This window comes from Halalkalibacter okhensis (assembly GCF_000787375.1).
GTDB classification, from domain to species: domain Bacteria; phylum Bacillota; class Bacilli; order Bacillales; family Bacillaceae_D; genus Halalkalibacter; species Halalkalibacter okhensis.
The window spans coordinates 174,135-195,884 of sequence record NZ_JRJU01000004.1; the positions used below are offsets into that span (position 1 = coordinate 174,135).

23 protein-coding genes are annotated in these 21,750 nt (G+C 42.5%); 1 reads left to right on the forward strand and 22 read right to left on the reverse strand.

What is annotated here, in order from left to right:
• Window positions 1-40: 40 nt before the first annotated feature.
• Window positions 41-1,345, reverse strand: coding sequence for an RNA polymerase factor sigma-54 (gene rpoN, locus LQ50_RS05185; protein WP_034626777.1), 1,305 nt, complete (start codon window positions 1,343-1,345; stop codon window positions 41-43).
• Between the two features lie 434 nt (window positions 1,346-1,779).
• Between rpoN and clpP the strand changes: the two genes are divergently transcribed.
• Window positions 1,780-2,367, forward strand: a complete 588-nt coding sequence (clpP, locus tag LQ50_RS05190) for an ATP-dependent Clp endopeptidase proteolytic subunit ClpP (RefSeq protein WP_034626778.1) — start codon at window positions 1,780-1,782, stop codon at window positions 2,365-2,367.
• Window positions 2,368-2,489: 122 nt separating this feature from the next.
• Here clpP and LQ50_RS05195 read toward each other — a convergent pair whose 3' ends face one another.
• The 21 genes from LQ50_RS05195 to LQ50_RS05295 all read right to left on the reverse strand — a co-directional run bounded on the left by LQ50_RS05195 (window position 2,490) and on the right by LQ50_RS05295 (window position 21,743).
• Complete coding sequence (locus tag LQ50_RS05195) at window positions 2,490-2,744, reverse strand: HPr family phosphocarrier protein (RefSeq protein WP_034626780.1); 255 nt, start codon at window positions 2,742-2,744, stop codon at window positions 2,490-2,492.
• A gap of 20 nt (window positions 2,745-2,764) precedes the next feature.
• Window positions 2,765-3,724, reverse strand: a complete 960-nt coding sequence (gene whiA / locus LQ50_RS05200) for a DNA-binding protein WhiA (RefSeq protein WP_034626781.1) — start codon at window positions 3,722-3,724, stop codon at window positions 2,765-2,767.
• Window positions 3,725-3,791: 67 nt separating this feature from the next.
• Window positions 3,792-4,733, reverse strand: a complete 942-nt coding sequence (mgfK, locus tag LQ50_RS05205; protein ID WP_034626782.1) for a gluconeogenesis morphogenetic factor MgfK — start codon at window positions 4,731-4,733, stop codon at window positions 3,792-3,794.
• Window positions 4,734-5,627: an RNase adapter RapZ gene (rapZ, locus tag LQ50_RS05210; RefSeq protein WP_373279170.1), complete on the reverse strand. Its 894-nt coding sequence runs from the start codon at window positions 5,625-5,627 to the stop codon at window positions 4,734-4,736. It lies immediately after the preceding gene.
• A 25-nt stretch (window positions 5,628-5,652) separates the two neighbouring features.
• Window positions 5,653-6,120, reverse strand: coding sequence for an NUDIX hydrolase (locus LQ50_RS05215; protein ID WP_237563652.1), 468 nt, complete (start codon window positions 6,118-6,120; stop codon window positions 5,653-5,655).
• A gap of 476 nt (window positions 6,121-6,596) precedes the next feature.
• Window positions 6,597-7,082, reverse strand: coding sequence for a hypothetical protein (locus LQ50_RS05220; RefSeq protein WP_034626786.1), 486 nt, complete (start codon window positions 7,080-7,082; stop codon window positions 6,597-6,599).
• Between the two features lie 24 nt (window positions 7,083-7,106).
• Window positions 7,107-8,051, reverse strand: coding sequence for a thioredoxin-disulfide reductase (gene trxB / locus LQ50_RS05225; RefSeq protein ID WP_034626788.1), 945 nt, complete (start codon window positions 8,049-8,051; stop codon window positions 7,107-7,109).
• A 106-nt stretch (window positions 8,052-8,157) separates the two neighbouring features.
• Window positions 8,158-9,207, reverse strand: coding sequence for a tetratricopeptide repeat protein (locus LQ50_RS05230; protein ID WP_034626789.1), 1,050 nt, complete (start codon window positions 9,205-9,207; stop codon window positions 8,158-8,160).
• A 150-nt stretch (window positions 9,208-9,357) separates the two neighbouring features.
• A complete protein-coding gene (gene hisIE / locus LQ50_RS05235; RefSeq protein ID WP_034626791.1) occupies window positions 9,358-9,987 on the reverse strand; it encodes a bifunctional phosphoribosyl-AMP cyclohydrolase/phosphoribosyl-ATP diphosphatase HisIE in 630 nt (209 codons plus the stop codon).
• Window positions 9,984-10,742, reverse strand: a complete 759-nt coding sequence (hisF, locus tag LQ50_RS05240; RefSeq protein WP_034626792.1) for an imidazole glycerol phosphate synthase subunit HisF — start codon at window positions 10,740-10,742, stop codon at window positions 9,984-9,986. Before hisF ends, hisIE begins: the two co-directional genes overlap by 4 nt.
• A 1-nt stretch (window position 10,743) precedes the next feature.
• Window positions 10,744-11,478, reverse strand: a complete 735-nt coding sequence (hisA, locus tag LQ50_RS05245; protein ID WP_034626793.1) for a 1-(5-phosphoribosyl)-5-[(5-phosphoribosylamino)methylideneamino]imidazole-4-carboxamide isomerase — start codon at window positions 11,476-11,478, stop codon at window positions 10,744-10,746.
• Window positions 11,471-12,115, reverse strand: coding sequence for an imidazole glycerol phosphate synthase subunit HisH (hisH, locus tag LQ50_RS05250; protein WP_034626795.1), 645 nt, complete (start codon window positions 12,113-12,115; stop codon window positions 11,471-11,473). The genes hisA and hisH overlap by 8 nt, the downstream gene beginning before the upstream one ends.
• 1 nt (window position 12,116) lies before the next feature.
• Entirely contained in the window at window positions 12,117-12,707 is a 591-nt protein-coding gene (hisB, locus tag LQ50_RS05255; RefSeq protein WP_034626796.1) for an imidazoleglycerol-phosphate dehydratase HisB, read from the reverse strand.
• Window positions 12,708-13,979, reverse strand: a complete 1,272-nt coding sequence (gene hisD, locus LQ50_RS05260; protein ID WP_034626798.1) for a histidinol dehydrogenase — start codon at window positions 13,977-13,979, stop codon at window positions 12,708-12,710.
• Window positions 13,976-14,614 carry an ATP phosphoribosyltransferase gene (gene hisG, locus LQ50_RS05265; protein ID WP_034626799.1) on the reverse strand — a complete coding sequence of 213 codons (639 nt, stop codon included), beginning with the start codon at window positions 14,612-14,614 and terminating at the stop codon, window positions 13,976-13,978. Before hisG ends, hisD begins: the two co-directional genes overlap by 4 nt.
• 1 nt (window position 14,615) lies before the next feature.
• Window positions 14,616-15,788, reverse strand: a complete 1,173-nt coding sequence (locus LQ50_RS05270) for an ATP phosphoribosyltransferase regulatory subunit (protein WP_202595354.1) — start codon at window positions 15,786-15,788, stop codon at window positions 14,616-14,618.
• A gap of 515 nt (window positions 15,789-16,303) precedes the next feature.
• Window positions 16,304-18,034 (reverse strand): CocE/NonD family hydrolase, encoded by a 1,731-nt coding sequence (locus LQ50_RS05275; protein ID WP_034626800.1) that lies wholly within the window; start codon window positions 18,032-18,034, stop codon window positions 16,304-16,306.
• Window positions 18,035-18,324: 290 nt separating this feature from the next.
• Window positions 18,325-19,200 (reverse strand): glycine betaine ABC transporter substrate-binding protein, encoded by an 876-nt coding sequence (locus LQ50_RS05280; RefSeq protein WP_034626802.1) that lies wholly within the window; start codon window positions 19,198-19,200, stop codon window positions 18,325-18,327.
• Between the two features lie 20 nt (window positions 19,201-19,220).
• Complete coding sequence (locus tag LQ50_RS05285; protein WP_034626803.1) at window positions 19,221-20,051, reverse strand: ABC transporter permease; 831 nt, start codon at window positions 20,049-20,051, stop codon at window positions 19,221-19,223.
• On the reverse strand, window positions 20,048-21,247 hold the full coding sequence (locus tag LQ50_RS05290; protein WP_034626805.1) for a quaternary amine ABC transporter ATP-binding protein: 1,200 nt from the start codon (window positions 21,245-21,247) through the stop codon (window positions 20,048-20,050). The genes LQ50_RS05285 and LQ50_RS05290 overlap by 4 nt, the downstream gene beginning before the upstream one ends.
• Window positions 21,248-21,269: 22 nt before the next feature.
• A complete protein-coding gene (locus LQ50_RS05295) occupies window positions 21,270-21,743 on the reverse strand; it encodes a thioesterase family protein (RefSeq protein WP_034626807.1) in 474 nt (157 codons plus the stop codon).
• Between the last annotated feature and the right edge of the window lie 7 nt (window positions 21,744-21,750).

Consider the following 21,750-nt stretch of genomic DNA (forward strand, 5'->3'; position numbering starts at 1 on the left):
GCTTCGATACTGAACCAAAAGGGAAGACCGCCCTTTTGGTTCAGTATCTTTTCCTTTTTGAGGAGGAGGGGATTCCTAGTTCATCTCGGTATTTTGCGATCGCTCTTCTTGAGACGGTTGTTCCTTTTTCGGTTTGGAGCCAGCTGACAATTTTTGCATCTGAAAGCGGCTTTTGCTTATTCTCTGTTGCAATTAGCTCTTTCATCCACTCTTTAATCGAACGACTTGAAGTGGATTCTCCTAGTCCATTTTGAACAGCTGATGAGAATAAAGATTTTAGTTCAATGATGCCTCTAGGTGTATCCGCAAATTTATTCGTTGTTGCACGGCTGACGGTCGATTCATGAACCTCAATCTCCTCAGCAATCTCTTTTAACGTAAGAGGCTTAAGCACACCATCTTTTTTTAAGAAATAATCCTTTTGGTGTCTAGCAATCGCTTCTCCCACTTTAACAATCGTTTGTTTTCTTTGCTGAATACTTCTCATCAACCATTGGACTTGCTGTATTTTTTGTTTCGCGTATTGACTTGCTTCCGCATCATCTGCGTGACGCAGTAATTCTTCATAATGATGATTAAGTCCCACACTTGGAATTAAATCATCTTCTAGGTGAACAAGCAAATCCCCTTCATATGGAACAATTCGAATTTCAGGACTGACGAATTGAACCGGCTCTGACATATACTGAGTGCCTGGGCGTGGGTCTAACTTTTTGATCAGATCATTTACTTCCTGAACTTCGGCTAGTGGAATATTTAATTGCTGAGAAATCTCCTTCCACTTTCTTGTAGTGAATTCTTCCATATGAAACATTATGATTTGCTCTGCAATATAATGAGGGTCATCCATTTGTTGCAATTGCAGCAATAGGCACTCTTGTAAGTTCCTAGCACCTACTCCTGCTGGGTCAAAGTGCTGCAATATGCCTAGTAAATGTTCTCCTTCTGTTTGAGAAATTTGTAGGTCTTCGCATATTTCCTCAAACGGCCTAGAGACATACCCATCCTCTCTCAAGCTATAAATCAAATATGTTAAGTTTTTCCTCTCTTTTTTTGTGAGGCGAAGTTCCTGTAATTGTTTGAGTAGAAAATCACTTAAACTCGTTCGCTCAATATGGGCATAATCTATTGGAGAGGGTTGATCTGAAACATTGCGATAGGATGAATAAGCTTGCTCTTCAAGCTTTCGAGTTTCCTTCACTTCTATTAATGGGTTCTCAAGTGCTTGCTCATGAATAAAAGATGACAGCTCTGTTGCTGAATACTGTAAGAGATGAATCGCCTGACGCAATTCTTGAGTCATAACCAAACTCTGTGTCTGCTGTTGAAACAATCCAAACTGCACGGTACTACCCCTCCCTTCACTTAGCTAAAACCAGTTTCTTGCTCCTAATCATTGTAAGCGCTTTCTGATACTTATGCCTTTTATAGTTCATTTCATTCCTATCTTTAATTATATAGGAATTATGTTATCAAAACTATGTTAATGGTAGGTAATCTCGTTTAGATTATAAAAAAACGGATATTATGAAAAGAGGGTTTAATTAGCTTGATATTGAATAGTATGTAGTAAGAGGAAAGGAATGTTGTCCAAATTGATTGACTTGAAGCAGCGTTCCCGTTTTAATGATGAAGTGTGTTGCGAGATCCACACTAGCTTTTTGCCCCTTTTGTTTTAGAAGTGTTTTTATTTGACCTTCTTTGACCATTTGGGTATGATGTACATAACCTAGTAATACAACAAAAGGTTTACTAATACCAAGAAGGAGGAATTTTTCGATGAATTTAATCCCTACAGTTATTGAGCAAACAAACCGAGGCGAGCGAGCATACGACATTTATTCTCGTCTATTGAAAGATCGTATTATTATGTTAGGAAGTGCGATTGACGATAATGTTGCCAACTCCATTGTGGCACAGCTTTTATTCTTACAAGCAGAAGACCCTGAAAAAGATATTTCGATTTACATTAATAGCCCTGGTGGGTCCATCACTGCAGGTATGGCCATCTATGATACGATGAATTACATAAAGCCAAAAGTATCAACGATTTGTATCGGTATGGCTGCTTCTATGGGTGCTTTCCTACTAGCTGCTGGTGAAAAAGGCAAGCGTTTTGCCCTTCCAAACAGTGAAGTCATGATTCACCAACCACTTGGTGGAACTCAAGGTCAAGCTTCTGACATTCAAATTCACGCTAAGCGAATTATTGAAATGCGTGAGAGCTTAAACAAAATTTTAGCTGAACGTACTGGTCAACCTTTAGAAGTGATTGAGCGCGATACGGATCGTGATAACTTCATGATTGCTGCAAAAGCACAAGAGTATGGCTTAATCGACAAGGTTATTCCGGCAACAAAAGCATAAGTCTAAAAATGGTCCCACCTTTGATCTATATAGATTAGCTTTCTCGCGCTGGGATCAGATTGAATCAACTTATTCAAAAATAGAAAGACACCGTTTGCTTGTGGCTAGCGGTGTCTTTTCTTTTATTCAGATTCAATGAACTGGCTTAATGTTTCAAGCGCTTCTGCTTCGTCATTTCCATCTGTAATGAGTGTAAACGTTGTGCCATGCCCCATGGCTAAGCTCATTAGACCCATGATGCTTTTAGCGTTGACCTTTTTTTCCCCTTTTTCAATAAAAACCTCAGCTGAAAAGCGACTTGCTTCTTGAACGAATAATGCTGCAGGTCTTGCTTGTAATCCTGTTTTCCTTTGAACTGTTACTTCTTTTTTTAACATGATTTGTTCCTCCTCAGTCATTATATTTTTTCTGTTTGAACTTCTTGACCATTTCGTAATTTATCTGCGATTTGATCAATTTTTCGTAAGCGATGGTTCACACCAGATTTACTAACGGTCCCTCCATCTACCATCTCGCCAAGTTCTTTGAGCGTGACGTCTTGGTGCAACACACGTAATTCGGCAATTTCGCGCAGCTTCGCTGGGAGTTGATCTAAGCCAATCATTCGATCGACAAGGCGAATGTTTTCTACTTGTCGTAAGGCAGCTCCCACGGTTTTATTTAAATTAGCTGTTTCACAATTGACAAGACGATTAACCGAGTTACGCATATCTTTCATGATTCGAACATCTTCAAAATACAACAGTGCCTGATGTGCGCCAATGATATTTAGAAATTCAGTAATTTTTTCGCTCTCTTTCATATACGTGATGAAACCCTTTTTACGTTCCAATGTTTTTGCATTTAATTCATATTCGTTCATTAATTCACATAACGAATCATTATGTTCCTCGTAAATCGAGAAAATTTCTAAATGATAAGATGATGTCTCAGGGTGATTAATGGATCCTCCCGCTAAGAACGCACCTCGTAAATAAGCACGCTTGCAGCAGTTTGATTTTGTTAATTGTTTTGAGATGGTTCTAAGAAAAACAAATCCCTCACCTAAAATACCAAGTTGCTCTAACAATTCTTTTGCCTCGTGCTGCATACGAACGAGATAGACATTGTTCTTTTTCAGTCTCATCTTTTTTCGAACAAGCAGTTCCACAAACATGGAAGGATAGACTCGCTTAATCAGCGTATAAATTCGTCTTGCAATCGCCGCATTCTCTGTCGTAACATCTAAACCAAGTTTCATTTGACTGAACGAAAGGGATCCGTTCATCCGGATAAGTGCAGCAAGTTCTGCTGTTGCACAGCAGTCTTCTTGTTCAAATTGAGTTAATTCTTTTTTGGTTTTGGCTGCAAAGGACAATGTCCTCACACTCCTTTCAGCCGTGTAGCTCTTTAATGCCCTTTCCCTACACGAACAGTAGTCATTCTTACATGCGTAAAATAGCCTTTGATACTTTTAAGGCATCATGACGCAACATATTTTCACGTTCAATTACATAATGATCGAGTACAACAGATACCCCCATCGAATTGATACGATTGACATCAACAACAACTGGTACGGCTCCTTCACTTGCATAACGCTCTCGCACTTTGGCAGAGACCGGTGCTCCATGAACGACAATCTCATCAACCAATGTACTTCCACAGTGATCAGAAATCGCTTGTATATGATCTCCTGCCGTGTAACCATCCGTCTCTCCACTCTGTGTCATCACGTTGCAAATATATACTTTTCTTGCCTCTGATTGTTCAATCGCCAAAGCGACTCCAGGAACAAGAAGATTTGGGATGACACTAGTGTAAAGGCTTCCGGGTCCTAATACAATGATATCGGCTTCTTCAATTGCTCGAATAGCCGATTGCAATGGAGAAATATCTTCTGGCGTTAAAAAAACACGCTTAATTTTTTTTTGCTCAAGAGGGATCAAGGATTCTCCTGTTACAATAGTTCCATCTTCCATTTCAGCATGCAGTACAATGCTTGAATTCGCTGCAGGATAAACGTTTCCACGGACATTTAACACTTTGCTTAATTCCGTAATGCCTCTTGAAAAGTCCCCTGTAATGGATGTCATGCCCGCAAGCAGAAGATTTCCTAATGAGTGGCCTGATAAGCCATTTCCATTTGAAAACCTGTGCTGGAAAAGCTCCTCTACTAAAGGTTCAACCTCTGATAATGCAATTAACACGTTCCTCACGTCACCTGGAGGAGGGATATCTAGCTCTTTCCGAAGTCGTCCCGAGCTTCCACCGTCATCAGCCACGGTTACAATAGCCGAAATATCAACTGGGAACGTTTTTAAACCTCGAAGTAAAACGGATAAGCCGGTTCCCCCTCCAATCACTACAACCTTTTTCTTTTTCACTTATTTAGTACCTGTTCCTTTATCTTTTTCAATGTCTCGATGACTCACATGCAAAACATACTCATCAGCAAACGCTTCACCAAAGTGTTCAGCAAGTGTCACAGAACGATGCTTTCCACCCGTGCACCCAATTCCTATGACAACTTGACTCTTTCCTTCACGTTTGTATTGCGGTAGCATGAACTTCAACAAATCAGTTAATTTCTCAATGAATTGCTGTGTTTCTGTCCATTTCAATACATAGGAGGAAACCTCGTCATCTAGGCCTGTTTTGGGTCTCATGTGGTCAATATAGTGTGGATTCGGAAGAAAACGAACGTCAAAAACGAGATCGGCGTCAATTGGCATTCCATATTTAAATCCAAACGACATCATGTTGACAGTAAACGGATGCTTTTCGTTGCCTGTAAACCTTTGAATAATCTTCTCACGCAGCTGAATTGGCTTCATGTCCGTCGTATCTATGATTTGCTGCGCTCTCCCCTTCATATCCTCAAGCATTTCGCGTTCCAATTGAATTCCTTCAAGTGGTAAGCCGTTTGGCGCAAGCGGATGCGAGCGTCTCGTTTCTTTATAGCGCTGCACAAGCTTCGCATCCTTTGCATCTAAGAAAATAATCTGTAACTTAAATTGCAAATGAGGAGCATGACTAATCGTATCAATCGCTTCAAATAAGTGATCAAAAAATTTGCGGCCACGTAAATCGATAACGAGCGCTACTTTATTCATTTTTCCATTTGAACCTTCAATCAGTTCTATGAATTTCGGAATGAGAGCTGGGGGTAAATTATCGACGCAAAAATAGCCAAGGTCCTCAAAACTTTGGACCGCCACTGTTTTCCCCGCTCCAGACATTCCTGTAATTATCACAATTTGTATTTCTTCGTGCTCGATACTCACCCTCATCACCCCTTTATATCTATTCTGAAGTTAATCTGTATGACACTAAATCAAACTCTTTTGTGTAATAAAACGTCCCGTGCAGAACCCCTTGATCGTGTAATACATGTTCAAACATATACTTATCGCCGGCCGCCATTGGCAGACCCTGAACATCCTTTATGCTTTTCCATTCAAGCTTGCCTTCTGGAGATTGTTCAAACATTTCACCTTTAAAACTTGTTGCATGAAACGTGAACATCATCCACTCATTGACCGGCTGATCATTCTCAAGTATTACGATGGTAAAAACAGCACGTAGCTTCGCATCTTCTACATGAAGTCCTGTTTCTTCACGAAATTCACGCTCAGCTGATTCTTTTATCGTTTCACCAAGTTCCATTTTGCCACCAGGAGCAACCCACCAGCCTCGACTTGGTTTTTGCAGTAGCAATGCATGCTCACCATTCGTTAATACACAGTTAGTAATCCGTTGCAACAGCTTCACCTCACGTTCTATTACTTTATTATACAATTAATTGAAAGGTCTAACAATTGCTAGAATAAGGGAACTTTTTGAACGGAGAACTTTTGTAGATAAAAAAAAGGGCACGGACCTAATCGTCCGTGCAAATGTATATAAAAAAGGGGGTCAATTACTTATTTATATCTTACCCAATTAATGTTTCATCCGTGTTACAACAGGATTAACGTTTTATATCAAAAAGGGTGAATTTTCCTTTTATTATGAAACAGTTTGAAAAAGTTGTGGGAAGCGTTGAAAAACTAGAGAAGGTGAGTCTGTTCGGGTGCCAGCGAGGCCTTTGGCTACCGTTCTTCCCACTTCCTTCTTTTTTCAGGAGTCATCTCATCCCTTTGACTCCCGTTCTTCCCACGTTCTCCGTTTTTCGGTAGCCAACATATCCCCTTGACTCCCGTTCTTCCCCGCTCACCCGCTGTTCGGGTGCCAGCGAGGCCCTTTGGCTACCGTTCTTTCCACTTCCCTCTTTTTTCGGGAGTCAGCAAACCTCTTTGACTTCCGTTCTTTCCACGTTCTCCGTTTTTCGGTAGCCAACACATCCCTTTGACTTCCGTTCTTTCCACGTTCTCCGTTTTTCGGTAGCCAACACATCCCTTTGACTTCCGTTCTTCCCATGTTCTCTGTTTTTCGGTAGCCAGCGAACCTCTTTGACTTCCGTTCTTCTCACGTTCTCTGTTTTTCGGTAGCCAACACATCCCTTTGACTTCCGTTCTTCCCACGTTCTCCGTTTTTCGGTAGCCAACACATCCCTTTGACTTCCGTTCTTTCCCGCTCACTCGCTTTTCGAGAGTCAGTGAACCTCTTTGACTACCGTTCTTCCCTAATCCCACGGGAGTCATCATTATGCTTAGGCTAAAAACGAGGATCTCACCTACCCCTACCTCTTCCACACAGAAAAAAATCAAGTGCAAACCTGTTCTAGGTTTCACACTTGATCTCGTCTCAATATGTTCTTACGCTTTTGATTTCTCTGCAAGCGTTTCGATATAATGCTGGACATTTTGAGCTGCCAAGCTTCCATCGCCTGTTGCTGTCACGATTTGACGAAGGGATTTCTCACGGATATCGCCCGCAGCAAAGATTCCCGGAACCTTTGTCTCCATTTCTTCGTTCGTTTCAACATAGCCCTCGGCATTTGTGATGCCTAAGTTTTTCACACTTTCATTTAATGGCAACATACCAATGTAAATAAACACACCATCTGTTTTAAATTCTTTTTCCTCGCCATTTTCGGTACTTACGAGTGTGACGCTACCGACTTTGCCGTTTTCATCATTGATTTGTTTTACCGTATGATTCCAGATGAAATCAATTTTATCATTGTCAAACGCACGTTTTTGTAAGATCTTTTGAGCGCGTAATTCATCACGACGGTGAACGACCGTTACTTTTGTTGCAAAGCGCGTTAAATACACCGCTTCTTCAACAGCAGAGTCTCCGCCACCGACAACAACAAGCTCTTTCCCTTTGAAAAAGGCACCATCACATACTGCGCAATAAGAAACACCGCGTCCACTTAACTCTTTTTCACCAGGAACACCAATCTTTTTGTATTCTGCACCCGTTGCCACAATGACCGCACGAGCCTTAAATTCCTTGCTCCCAGCTTTGATAATTTTAAAATCACCTTCGTCGATGATTTCTTTCACATCGCCATATCCATATTCAGCACCAAACTTTTTGGCATGCTCGAACATTTTAGTTGATAACTCTGGCCCAAGGATATGGTCAAATCCGGGGTAGTTTTCCACGTCTTCTGTATTAGCCATCTGTCCACCTGGAATCCCGCGTTCAACCATGATTGTTGAAAGACCTGCACGAGATGTGTAAACAGCCGCTGTCATACCTGCAGGACCTGCTCCAGCTATAACAACATCATAAATTTTTTCCTCACTCATTCTGGTCCACTCCTTTTCAAACTTATCTTTTATCACTTAGCTTCCTCTACGTCTTTACACTCATATCGTAGCGAAATGGCCTCTGAATGTCTATTTTTCTGCTCAGCTATTCAACCCAAATATCATACTCGATTTCAGCGAGGTTTTCTTGACCACTTTTCACCATTTCAAGTACAAATTGGGCTTGTTTTGAACCAAGCTCGCCTGCCCGCTTGATTACCTTCATGGCCTTATGGTGATCACCTGTATGATACATCGCAACCGCAAAACCATACAGCAACTCTGAGCGTTGTTCCAATTCCCACCTACTTAATTCCTTTAGCCTTTCATAAGCTGCTTGGAATTCTCCAACCGTACATAAGGTTTCCGCCACCTTAACATAATGATCGCCATCAATCGGATAAACACGACGCAATGAACGAATATAGGGTTCAGCACGTTTAGCATCCCCATTTTTTGTGTAAAACAAAGCTAAGTTACACAATGTAAAAAGATTTCCTGGATCTTTTTCAAGGATGTTTTGACAGATGTCAAAAGCAGACTCATCCCCTATTCGGAATAGTGCTTCTGCTAATTGGTTATGTGCTGTCCAATACGTCGGATGCTCATCTATTATGGTTTGCAAAACAGGTAGAGCCGCAGGGATATTGTCTTGTCTAATTAAATAGCGCGCCCGTTCAAACTGAGCAATCAATTCATCTTCGTCTTCTTCAAGATCCTCCCATTCCTCGTCTTCTTCTCGTTCAAAACGCAGCAATTCTAGGAGATCTTTTGCATCCTCGGTAAAACGTTCGTCTGGACATAGCTCTAAGTAGCGCAATGTCATTCTTTCTGCGCGCTCAAAATGACCAAGATACGCATAATTATTCGCCATAAAAAAATAGCATTCGGCTACATCTTCTTTTTCTGCCAACACACTTTCTAATATTTCATTAGACCGTTCATATTCCCCAATTTCAGATAGCACTGCTGCCAATTGAACGTGAAAAACAGGCTCGGTGTTCGTTAGCTTAACCGCTCGCTCTAACAATTTGATCGCACGTTGTAAGTGGTTCTTTCGATATGCTTCAATTCCCCTGTGAAAGAAATAGTCTCCACTTTGAAACAAAGGAACAACTTTGCCCTTTTCCAGTTCGTCTTTTGGTTTTAATCCCATGAAGTTTAGTTACCTCCAGCTTCTCAATCATAACAAATAGTATACATGATTTTAGACTGTGTGGGAACGAAAAAAGGGTACAGAAAAAAGGCATGTCCATTGCCAATTTCTGTACCCCTATGGGTAAGGGTCAGCCCCCAACTTTTTCAACTACTTTTTATGTCTTTCTTCTAATACTGATAACACGTCATCTAACGGTAATTTTTGTTCACGGAGGAGCACTAAAAGATGGTACAACAAATCAGACACTTCCCACTTTAACTCTTCTGGGTCACGATTTTTCGCTGCAATGATGACTTCTCCCGCTTCTTCTCCGACTTTTTTCAAGATTTTATCGACGCCTTTTTCGAACAAGTATGTCGTGTAAGCTCCTTCTGGCATCTCTGCTTCACGCTCAGCTATAACCCTCTCTAATTCATCAATGATTGCAAAGCGAGTTGGGTTCGTGCGAACAGCTTGATCTTCAAATAATGAATCTGAAAAACAAGTATAGTCCCCTTTATGACATGCTGGCCCCGCAGGAACAACAAGTACCACAATCGCATCGCTGTCACAGTCAAAACGCATATCAACAATTTGCTGCGTGTTGCCTGATGTTGCTCCTTTATGCCAAAGCTCTTGACGAGAACGAGAATAAAACCACGTTTCTCTCGTCTCAAGTGACTTCGCTAACGACTCTTTATTCATATAGGCTAATGTCAAAACTTCCTTGCTTCCTGCATCTTGCACAATCGTTGGCACAAGTCCATTTTGATCAAACTTAATCTGTTCAATGCTCATCGTACGGTCACACCCTCTTCTTTTAAATACGATTTCACTTCTGCAACCGACGTTTCCTTATAATGAAAAATCGATGCCGCTAACGCAGCATCTGCTTTAGCATCCCGAAACACATCAGCAAAGTCTTCTTTCTTTCCTGCACCACCTGAGGCGATGACCGGGACCGTAACAGCAGCATTTACCGCTTTTGTCAAAGCCAAATCAAATCCCGTCTTCGCCCCGTCCTGATCCATACTTGTTAATAAAATCTCACCGGCACCAAGACGAACGGCTTCCTTCGCCCAATCGGTTACTTCCCAATCGGTTGATTCACGTCCACCATGTGTATAAATCCGCCATGAACCAAGCTCTTCATCATATTTGGCGTCAATCGCCACAACGATGCACTGCGAGCCAAAAAAATCCGCACCTTCTTTAATCAGCTCTGGACGCTTTACCGCTGCCGTATTGAGCGATACCTTGTCCGCACCAGCACGTAGCACACGCTTCATATCTTCAAGCGAGTTAATTCCGCCCCCTACGGTAAAAGGAATGGCAAGTGTACCGGCAACTTGCTCCACGACTTCGACCATCGTTTCACGACCTTCATGTGAAGCAGAGATATCCAAGAATACGAGTTCATCCGCACCTTGCTCATCATAAAAAGCAGCAAGCTCTACCGGGTCTCCTGCATCACGTAAATCGACGAACTGAACGCCTTTGACAACACGGCCATCTTTCACATCTAGACAAGGAACGATCCGTTTTGTTAACAACCTATTCGCCCCCTTTTAATGCTTCTTCTAATGTGAATTGGTTCGTGTAAAGTGCTTTTCCGACAATTGCACCACTTACTCCACGATTTTTACGCTCACGAAGCTCAGTTAAATCCGCTAACGAGCTCACACCACCTGAGGCAATCACTTGCTTGCCTGTTGCTTCTGCTAGATTTGTGATCGCTTCTGTATTTGGTCCTGAAAGCATTCCGTCACGAGAAATATCAGTAAATATAAACACTTCTGCCCCGTGACGAGCAAGCTCCTGCGCTAGGGTTTCAGCTTTTACTGATGACGTTTCAAGCCAGCCCTCTGTTGCCACATAACCATCACGCGCATCTAGCCCAATCGCAATTCGCTCTCCGCCATATGTAGCAAGCATCTCTTTTGTAAACTCAGGATTATTGACTGCAACACTACCTAGAATAACACGGTCCACCCCTCGCTCTAGATAAAAGGCGACATCTTCAGCCGTACGAATCCCCCCACCAATTTGCACCTTCGCATCAAGCTCCTTAGCCACACGAAGCACATGTTCATGATTGACACGTTTTTTCGCTTTCGCCCCGTCTAAATCAACCATATGTATCCACTTGGCCCCGCTATCAGCGAACAATTTCGCCATGTCAAACGGCGAGTCCCCATAAACGGTTTCTTGATCATAATCCCCTTGAACAAGACGTACACATTTGCCGTCTCTCATATCAATCGCTGGATAAATAACAAAGTTACTCACGACTTTCTCCTCCTTGCGTGACGAGCTCTCCGAAATTACGAAGGATCGACATGCCTACGTGGCTGCTTTTTTCTGGGTGGAATTGCGTCCCCATTACATTATCCCTACCAACTACAGCTGGGACCGTTACATCATACTCACTTGAAGCAATTAATACGTCCTCGTCCTTGTGCTTAACGACATACGAGTGAACAAAATACACATGCCCCTCTTCAACGTCTTGCAAAAGCTTGTGTTCAGGCTTGTGGAACGTCAGCTTATTCCAGCCCATGTGAGGGACTTTGTATGTTTCACCGCTTGCCGTATGACCAACAAAGCGCTCCACCCGACCTGGTAACAATTTTAACCCTTCTGTCTCTCCATGCTCCGCACTTTCTTCAAATAAAAGTTGCATGCCAAGACAAATCCCTAAAAGCGGCTTTCCTGACTCCGCCCACTCACGTAAAAATTCAGTTAAACCCATCTCATTTAATGTCTTCATCGCATCTGGGAAAGCCCCAACACCGGGCAAGAGAAGCCCATTCGCTTTTTTTAGTTGTTCAATATCATCTGTTACGACATAGTCTAGCTCTAGACGCTCTAGAGCCTTACTAACACTGTGCAAATTCCCCATCCCGTAATCAACAATGCCGATCATCTTACAACATCCCCTTCGTCGACGGGACGCCTTTGACCCGTTCATCGATGCTTGTAGCTTCATCCAAGGCACGTGCTAATGCTTTAAATACCGCCTCAATCATGTGGTGTGTGTTGTGACCATAGTGGACGATAATGTGTAAGTTCATTCTGGCTTCAAGGGCTAACTTCCACATAAACTCATGAACGAGCTCGACATCAAACGTTCCTACTTTTTGACTTGGGAACTCAGCACGAAACTCAAGGTGTGGACGGTTGCTTAAATCGACAACAACTTGAGCCAACGTCTCATCCATAGGTACAAAAGCATTTCCGTAGCGGCGGATTCCTTTTTTATCGCCAAGTGCTTCTTTTAACACATGCCCTAAACAAATTCCAATATCTTCTGTCGTATGGTGATCATCAACTTCTATATCTCCATTGGCATCAACAGTTAAGTTGAAGTGGCCGTGCTTTGTAAAGAGATCGAGCATATGCGTTAAAAATGGAACTCCTGTTTCTAATTCTGATTTTCCTTCTCCATCCACCGTAAAGTCCAACTTAATTTGTGTTTCCCCTGTATTACGTTCGATTTGTGCGCGGCGTTCTGTCATCTACTTTTCCTCCAACCTAATATCAATTGCTCGTGCGTGAGCTTCCAAGCCTTCTAAACGGGCAAGGGCTGAAATTTTTCGACCATTTTCTTCCATAGCTTGTTTGCTATAGGAGATTATGCTTGATTTTTTCGTGAAATCATCGACATTGAGCGGGCTCGAGAAACGGGCGGTTCCATTTGTCGGCAAAACATGGTTTGGTCCTGCAAAATAATCCCCCACTGGCTCTGAGCTGTAAGGCCCAACAAAAATCGCTCCAGCATGACGAATTCTTCCAATTACATTCATAGGCTCTTCTGTTAAAATTTCCAAATGCTCAGGTGCAAGTTGATTCACGACATCGACCGCCTCAACAAAATCACGAGCGACGTAAATCACACCATAATCACGAATCGACGATCCAGCAATCTCTCGTTTTGGCAATGTCGTCAGCTGCTCTTGAACCTCTTTAGCAACCTGTTCAGCAAGCTCCTGAGAGGTTGTCACTAAAACCGCTGACGCTTGCTCATCATGCTCCGCTTGAGAAAGGAGATCTGCAGCTATGTAGCGCGAGTTGGCTGTCTTATCTGCTAGAACAACAATCTCACTCGGCCCTGCGATCATATCAATATCAACAGTGCCAAAAACAGCCCGCTTCGCTAATGCAACATAGATATTGCCCGGTCCGGTAATTTTATCAACGGATTGAATCGAATCTGTTCCAAATGCAAGAGCAGCAACAGCTTGAGCTCCGCCAACTTTGTAAATTTCCTTCACTCCTAGCTCCTTCGCTGTGACAAGGACACTAGCCGGAAGCATTCCATCTGCTCCAGCTGGCGACACCATGACAATACGCTCAACACCAGCGACTTGAGCTGGAATGACATTCATCATAATCGATGATGGGTAAGCGGCTTTGCCACCTGGCACGTATACTCCAACAGAATTGAGCGGAGTTACCTTTTGACCAAGAATCGTGCCATCTTCCTTTGTCGTCATCCACGATTGACGCTTCTGACGCTCGTGAAAATCTTTAATATTTACCATTGCCTCGCGCAACGCTGAAATCAATTCCTCATCAATCTTTGCGTACGCTCCTTCGAGTTCTTCCTCCGTTACTCGAAGACTTGTAAGCTCGGCTCCGTCAAATTTTTTCGTTAATTCAAAGAGAGCTTGATCACCTTGTTCTTTTACTTGAGCAATGATCGCTTCGACCGCTTCTCTTTGCTGCTCTGTGCCTGTATCAATGTCACGTTTGATGCTTACCTCTGCCCCAACTTTGACGATTTTCATGCTTCTTCCCCCTCGATCACTCGAGAAAGACGTTCGACCATTTCATCAATTCGTTCGTCTTTCATGCGGTAGCTAACTGGATTGACAATCAAACGTGAGGTGATCGGCACAATCGTTTCAAGCTCCACTAAGCCATTTTCCTTTAATGTTCTCCCTGTTGAAACGATATCAACGATGCGATCGGCGAGGCCAATTAATGGGGCCAATTCAATCGAGCCATTTAATTTAATAATCTCGACTTGCTCGCCTTGTTCTTTAAAGTATTGTGTCGCTAGGTTCGGATATTTTGAAGCGACTTTTGGATTGATGTCTTTCTTTTCATAATTCGGAAGACCTGCAACGGCCAAGTAACACTCACTAATTTGCAGGTCGAGCACTTCATAGACAACACGCTCTTCTTCAATCATAGTATCTTTTCCAGCGACTCCAACATCAGCAACACCGTGTTCAACATATGTAGGGACATCCATTGGTTTTGCAAGGATAAAACGCATGTTTTCCTCTGGCACATCAATAATTAACTTCCTGGAATCATCAAACTCTGCCGGTAAGTTATACCCTGCTTTTCGCAGCAATTCTAATGCTTCTTCAAAAATTCTCCCCTTCGGCATTGCGACCGTTAACCATTCTGCCATCTTACGCGTCTCCTTTCTTTGCACCAATGAAGTAGTACACCTCAGTAAATTGTTCTGACATTCCGTCCACATCCCCAACTCCGGCAATGTCTTGAACAACAACGGATTCGCCTTTTGCCCGCATACTTGCCGCTTCTTGGAATGCTTCTGCCCGTCTTTCTTTGCTAAAGACAATGCATGTTTTTTTCTGCTTCGTGTTCATTTCGCCTAGTGCTTCAACAAGTAAATCAAGACGCACACCAAATCCTGTCGCTTGGCCAGGACGCTCAAACTTGCCAAGCAGTTCATCATAACGCCCGCCACTGCATAGCGGTACACCTAAATTGCTTCCATAGCCTTCAAATACCGCGCCTGTGTAATAACTCATATGAAGGACTAAATTTAAATCGACTTTCACATATTGCTCAATGCCGTAGTTCTCTAGCACCTGCCAGAGCTCTGTCAGTTCGGCGATCGCCTTTGATCCTTCTTCATTTGAAATAAGTTTCGCTGCTTCTTCCATTGTTCCTTTGCCACCGCGTAATTTTAAGAGACCAAGAAGTCTGCCTTTATCAATTGAGGAGATCGGCAAGCTTTTCACATGCTCACGGAACCCAACATAATTTTTTTCATATAAGAAACGACGCAGCTCATCGGCACGCTCTCCAACAATATCTTCTAACAGCGCGTTCACATAACCAACATGCCCAATCGCAATTTTAAAGTGAGACAAGCCTGCACGTTTTAACGCTGATGCCATAAGGGCAATCACTTCCCCATCGGCGCTAACGGTTCCATCACCAATCAACTCCACACCAAGCTGCTCAAATTCCGCCGGCTTTCCAGCCTCATGTTGCTGTGCTCTGTATACAGTTGACTGATAAGAAAGTCTAAGCGGGTAAGCTTCCCCTTTCATGCTTGAAGCAACCAATCTCGCAATCGGTGCTGTCATATCGGGACGAAGCACCAATGTATTTCCTTGCTGATCTAATAATTTAAACAACTGTTGATCTAAAATGGCTGAGGCTAGACCAACCGTTTCGTAATATTCTAACGTTGGGGTTTCAATCATTTGGTAGCCCCAACCAGACATTTCTGTTTCTAATTGCTTTCGAACCTGCTTTTTCATTGCATACATTTCCGGCAATGTATCGCGCATGCCAAGTGGCTTCTCAAACATAAGTGGCTTAGACATTGATTTCACTCCTCGTTCTTCTCCATTGTCTGCTTATACTGCAGCTCTCCGACATCTTTTTTCTATCTTTCCTATCATTCGCGATTTTTGTCAAAATACCTGTTTTTGTTTCAAGAAAATGTCCATTTCGCTTTAGCTCGCTAATGTGCTAATAAGATAAAGTATATAGTTAGTTTACATGGAGGTACGAACAACGTCAACCATTTTGAAAGAATTATCTCACAACTTTCGAGAAAGAGAAGAGTTCAGCAGAAAAAACGAACTGTTTTTCTTACATTTTTTATGCTATTCAATAATTCTGCGCAGTATCTAGTCAAAAGAGCCCCCATGTGGTGCGCTCAAAACATTTATTTGCGGAAATCGATATATATCGGCGAATAAATAAATATAACGGCGAAAATCTCATTTTATCAGCGAATAAGCAAATATAATTGCGAAAACCCCATTTTATCAGCGAAAATTAGTTTTCATCGTAAAAAAGCTGCTAAGCCCTATGCTTAACAGCTTCCCCCTTCTTACACGCCTCCACCCGGTATGACCGGTAGCATCACATGCGATGGATATCGTTTATCATGATAAATGGTTTGTACCGCTTTATTTGTCTCGGTTGAATCCATTAATGTTTTGCCAGTATTAGGGTTCACATCATATCGCGGAAAATTGCTTGAAGATACTTCAATTCGAATCGAGTGCCCTGCTAAAAAGGCATTGCTCGTAGCCCAAAGGTCTATTTCATATTTGATGACTTCACCAGATAAGGGAGCCTCCTGTTCATATCCGTTACGATACTTAGCACGGATTATTCCGTCTGTTAAAATATAGGCTTTCCCGTCTGGAAACACATCGACTAATTTCACGGTAAAATCAGTATCAGGTGCATCGCTTTTGGCATAAAGAATCATCTTAATCCGCCCCGTTATTTCAAGCTGTTCCTCCAGAGGCTTAGACGTATAAACGAGAACATCCTCTCTTTTTTCTATGTCACTTTGTTCAAGCGGTCCACTATTCAATCCTTGATAAAAAAGTGGACTTCCTCCTTTGGTCGGGACCGGATTTTCAGGATCAAACACAAATTGATCCGTTGGCTCCATCCTTGGTGGATGCACCTCTAAGTGACCGGAATGCATATGGGCACCTCCCTCACTATGTAAATAATAAGGTGTATACACGGTTCGTGCTAAAGGCCATTCCTTTTCCGTCCGCCACTTATTGATCCCCATAACAAAAATTTGTACAGGATCCTCTGCTATTTTATGCCTCTGTTCATTTTTAAGCCATGTATCAAACCAATTCAAATGGAGTGACGTTAAGTCCTCTTTTCCATCGATCGAGTGCCCCGAGCTATGCACACCAAAAAAACGCTCCCCAAAACTAGACTCAAACACCCCATGTCCCCAAGGTCCAATAATGAGCTTTTGATTGACCTCATGTTTGCTCATTTGTTCATAGTTTGTTAACGTCGGCCCTAAAAAGCAATCATACCAGCCTGCTAAGTGATAAGCAGGCAGTTTCAAATGTTGCAATGTTTCTTTAAAACTAGCTTTTTCAAACACATCGCCCAATAAATGTTCACCTGTATACGTTGAAAATAGCTCCCCTAATTTCTCATGTTTCATGACAGGCGGCCAGCTTTTGATTGGGACATGCTTGTACCAATCATCGATTTGATTGAGATCCTCACTGATTTCATCAATCAGATCGGTTCCTTTCTGTTTACGTTGTACATAATCAGGAGCCACTGAGTCTAGCATCCACGTTTCAAATAACCCTAACTCAAAGGCCCCGCCACGATAGAGTAGGCCATCTCGTAAATCATTCCCTGTCATAGCAGGGAAAATCGCTTTTAACGAAGGTGGTTGTTCCACCGCTGCGTACAGCTGCGTGAAGCCGTAATACGATAGACCAAACATACCGACCATACCATTGGCATAAGGCAAATCCGCTGCCCATTCAACCGTATCATAGCCATCCTTTGCTTCTTGGATAAATGGCTTAAACTCCCCTTCCGAAGCAAATCGCCCTCTTACATCTTGAATGATCACAACATACCCAGCTAAAGCTGCTCGAATTGGATCCAGGTAACGATGGGAGAAGGCTGGGAGATTTTTGTTATAAGGCAGTCTAGAGAGGAGAACAGGATATGTTCCGTTATTATTTGGACGGTATACATTTGCGAATAACGTCACTCCATCTCTTAGTGTACACGGTACATCCCTCTCGATAAGAACGTCAGAACAATGATTCATTATCTCACCTCATTTATATTTTTGAGAAAAATTGTTGCTGTAAAGATTGCTGCTGTGAAAGAACGGTTTTTCTCTTAGTGAAATGGAGCGGAAGTCACTCGACTCCTGCGGGATGTAGAGGTAGGGGCGAGACCCCACAGCCGAGGAGGCTCGGCACCTCCTTGCGGGTGCGAGTGACTGGAGCGCAATGGAACGAACATGAGAAGAACACGTCCCCCATAAAATTAACAAAGTATACGAAGACAGCATTTAGAAAAGACCCAAGTCTTATCGACTCAGGCCTCCTCTTACTAGTTACCTAGCATTTCATTCACTTTATCTTGATTGTTGTCAATCCATTCTCTTGCTGCTTCTTCAGGATCTTGATCTTCCTCTTCAATTTGAACGATCATTTCTTCCACATCATCAATCGAAATGTTCCAGTTGCTTAAGAATTCAAATGCATCTGGTGCTTTTTCTTGTAGTTCATGGTTTGTTATGACATGAACAGAAGATGTTTCAAAGAAACCAGCATCATTACCGATGACTTTGATGTCATATTTGTTAAACATCGTATGTGGTCTCCAGCCAAAGAAAATGACAGGCTCTTCTTGCTGCATGAGACGTTGAGCCTGTGCTAGCATTCCACCTTCAGATGAATTGACTTGTGTAATATCAAGCCCTAACGCTTCAATCATTTCGTTTGTTTCTTCTTGAGAACTTGTTCCTTCTTCAATTCCATACATTTCATTATTAAATAAATCCTCATTGCCAACGATGTCCTCAACAGAGTTAATGTCTTCCATATAGTTTGGCACTACCCAGCCTGTCTCCGCCTCTGGATAACTAACAGCCGTATCGACAACGGTGTCACTAAAGCGCTCCATATGGACTTGGTGCATTGGGAACCACGCATCCATAAAGACATCAAGGTCACCACGAGATAAGCCCATAAATACATTGCCGACATCGGCACTAGTTTCTACCACTTCATAGCCCATATCTTGCAAAATCAGACTGGCGATTTTTGTCGGTGGTACAGTACTTGTCCAAGGTGTAACACCAAACGTAATCGTTTCGCCATTTCCCGTTTCTTCAGGCGTTTCCCCACTTGTATCTTCAGTTGAACAGCCGACACCAGTAGCTACTAACATCGCCATCATTGAACCTAGTAATAATTTTTTCATCACATTTCTCTCCTTTTTTCTTACGCTTTTTTTGCTAATCCTTGTGTAATACGGTCTAAAATAATCGCTAATACGACGATTCCTAACCCACCTGTTAAGCCAAGACCAACGTTTACCGTTGAAATCCCAGATAATACCGTTGAACCAAGCCCTGGAGCTCCGATCATTGAAGCAATCACAGCCATCGATAGAGCAAGCATCATCGTTTGATTGACCCCAGCCATAATGGTTGGTAATGCTAATGGCAGCTGTACTTTAAATAACAGCTGGCGAGATGTGGTCCCAAAAGCTTTTGAAGCCTCTACTACATCGCTTGGAACTTGTCTTATCCCTAGATTCGTCATACGAACAGCTGGTGGCGTCGCAAAAACAAATGTAGCAATAACAGCTGGCACTCCGCCCAAACCAAACAAGAGGATGGCAGGTATCAAATAAACAAAACTAGGCAAGGTTTGCATAAAGTCTAAAATCGGTCTTGTGATTGTCTCCATCATCTTGTTGGTTGCACTTAAAATTCCAAGCGGAACACCTACTAACACGGATAGTGTTGTTGATACGAGGACAATCGAAACAGTTTGCATAGCAGCAGGCCACAAATTAACAGAGCCTAGATACAAACAACCGATCAATGTAAATAATGCAATTCCTTTTCCAGCGATTTTCCAAGCGATAATAATTAACAAGATCATAATGATTTCTGGTGGGATCGTAATTAATAGGTTTGTTACTGTATCGATAAAAGCTCTAAGAACTGTACTTATGCTATTAAAGAATCCGCTCATAACAGGAAGCAGCCAACCATCAACAAATTGATTGGTCCACTCCTCTAACGGGAAGTAGAAGTAATTCATGCTGTTACCACCTCATCTTTTTCTTTCCCAAGAACTAAGCCTGAGAGAATCGATACACGAGAAATAATTCCAAGTAGCTTCCCGTCTTCAATTACAACGATTGGATATTTCGTTTCGGCCGCAATTCCAATCAAGTCGTTTAATGGAGTCGTAGGACTAGCTGAGTGTACCGTATCAATCAAAACGTCTTCCATCGGAATCGTTTCTTTGTATGCTCGAATGGCATCATCAATCGTTAATAAGCCTTGGAAGTTCTTCTCTTTATCTACTACGAAAATACTAGAGGCACCGGCTTCTTCCATTTTCCGAACAGCGACCCTTGGACCGTCCTTATACGTCGTTAAGACCTCTGGTTTTTTCATCACATGGGAAGCTTCCAATACTTTCGAACGATCGACATCTTTGACGAAATTGGACACATATTCATTTGCCGGATTTTCTAAAATCTCTTCCGCCGTCCCGACTTGAACGATCTGGCCGTCTTTCATAATTGCAATCCGATCTCCAAGCTTCAGTGCTTCATCGAGATCATGAGTAATAAAGAGGATGGTTTTCCCTAACCTATTTTGGAGATGAAGCAGCTCATCTTGCATTTCTTTACGTATTAGCGGGTCAAGCGCACTAAACGCTTCATCCATTAGCAAAATATCAGAGTCATTTGCTAATGCGCGGGCTAACCCGACACGCTGCTGCATTCCTCCACTTAATTGATTTGGATAACTAGCTTCATAGCCTTTTAATCCAACATCCTCAATCGACTTTAAAGCCTTTTCTTCTCGTTCGGCTTTGTCTACCCCTTGAATTTCTAACCCATAGGCAACATTCGTCAATACTGTCCGATGGGGTAACAATCCAAATTGCTGAAAGACCATAGCTAATTTTTTGCGTCGCGTTTCAATTAGCTTATTTTTATCCATCTTCGTGATGTCTTCCCCATCGATAAGAATTTCCCCATCGGTAGGTTCAATGAGACGATTCACTAACCGAATTAAGGTTGACTTTCCGCTTCCTGAAAGACCCATAATGACGAATATTTCTCCCGCTTCCACGGAGAAGGAAGCTTGGTTAACCCCAACTGTCATCCCGGTTTTCTTCAAAATGTCAGCCTTCTGCTCTCCATTTTTCAAGCTTTTTAAGCCTTGCTTCGGATGGGCGCCAAAGATTTTGGTCAAATGGTTCACTTCAATCTTATTCATAAACACTCTCCTCTTAACAGATTTATCGCTTCTTGATTCCGATCTGTCTCCCTACTTGTGTTGGGCGCGGCATAAGTTCATGTTCGTTGCGTATCTTTTCAATGATGTCTGAAATAACAGGAGGGAAAGGGGCTGGTCTCCCCTTTGCAGTATCCATCCCCATTAACATTTGCTCACTCGTAGCAATCTCTATCCCCTCACGATTTTTCATTGTAAAAAATACGTGTAGGCGCTTGGCATCATCGTCTAATAGCTGAACATCAACCGTTAGCTCTTCCCCTTCATGTGCTTCTTTTGCGTAGCAAAGATGGGTTTCTAAAGTGAAAATTGTGTAGTCGAGCGACTGACGAGCAGCTTCATCTAAGCCGATATAATCCATAAAAGAATCAACGGATAAACTAAAAACTTTTGCATACTCGGCATCATTCATGTGGCCATTATAGTCAACCCACTCTTTGCGAACATGGTCTTTATACGTAAATGGTTCAAGTACCATCCTGATC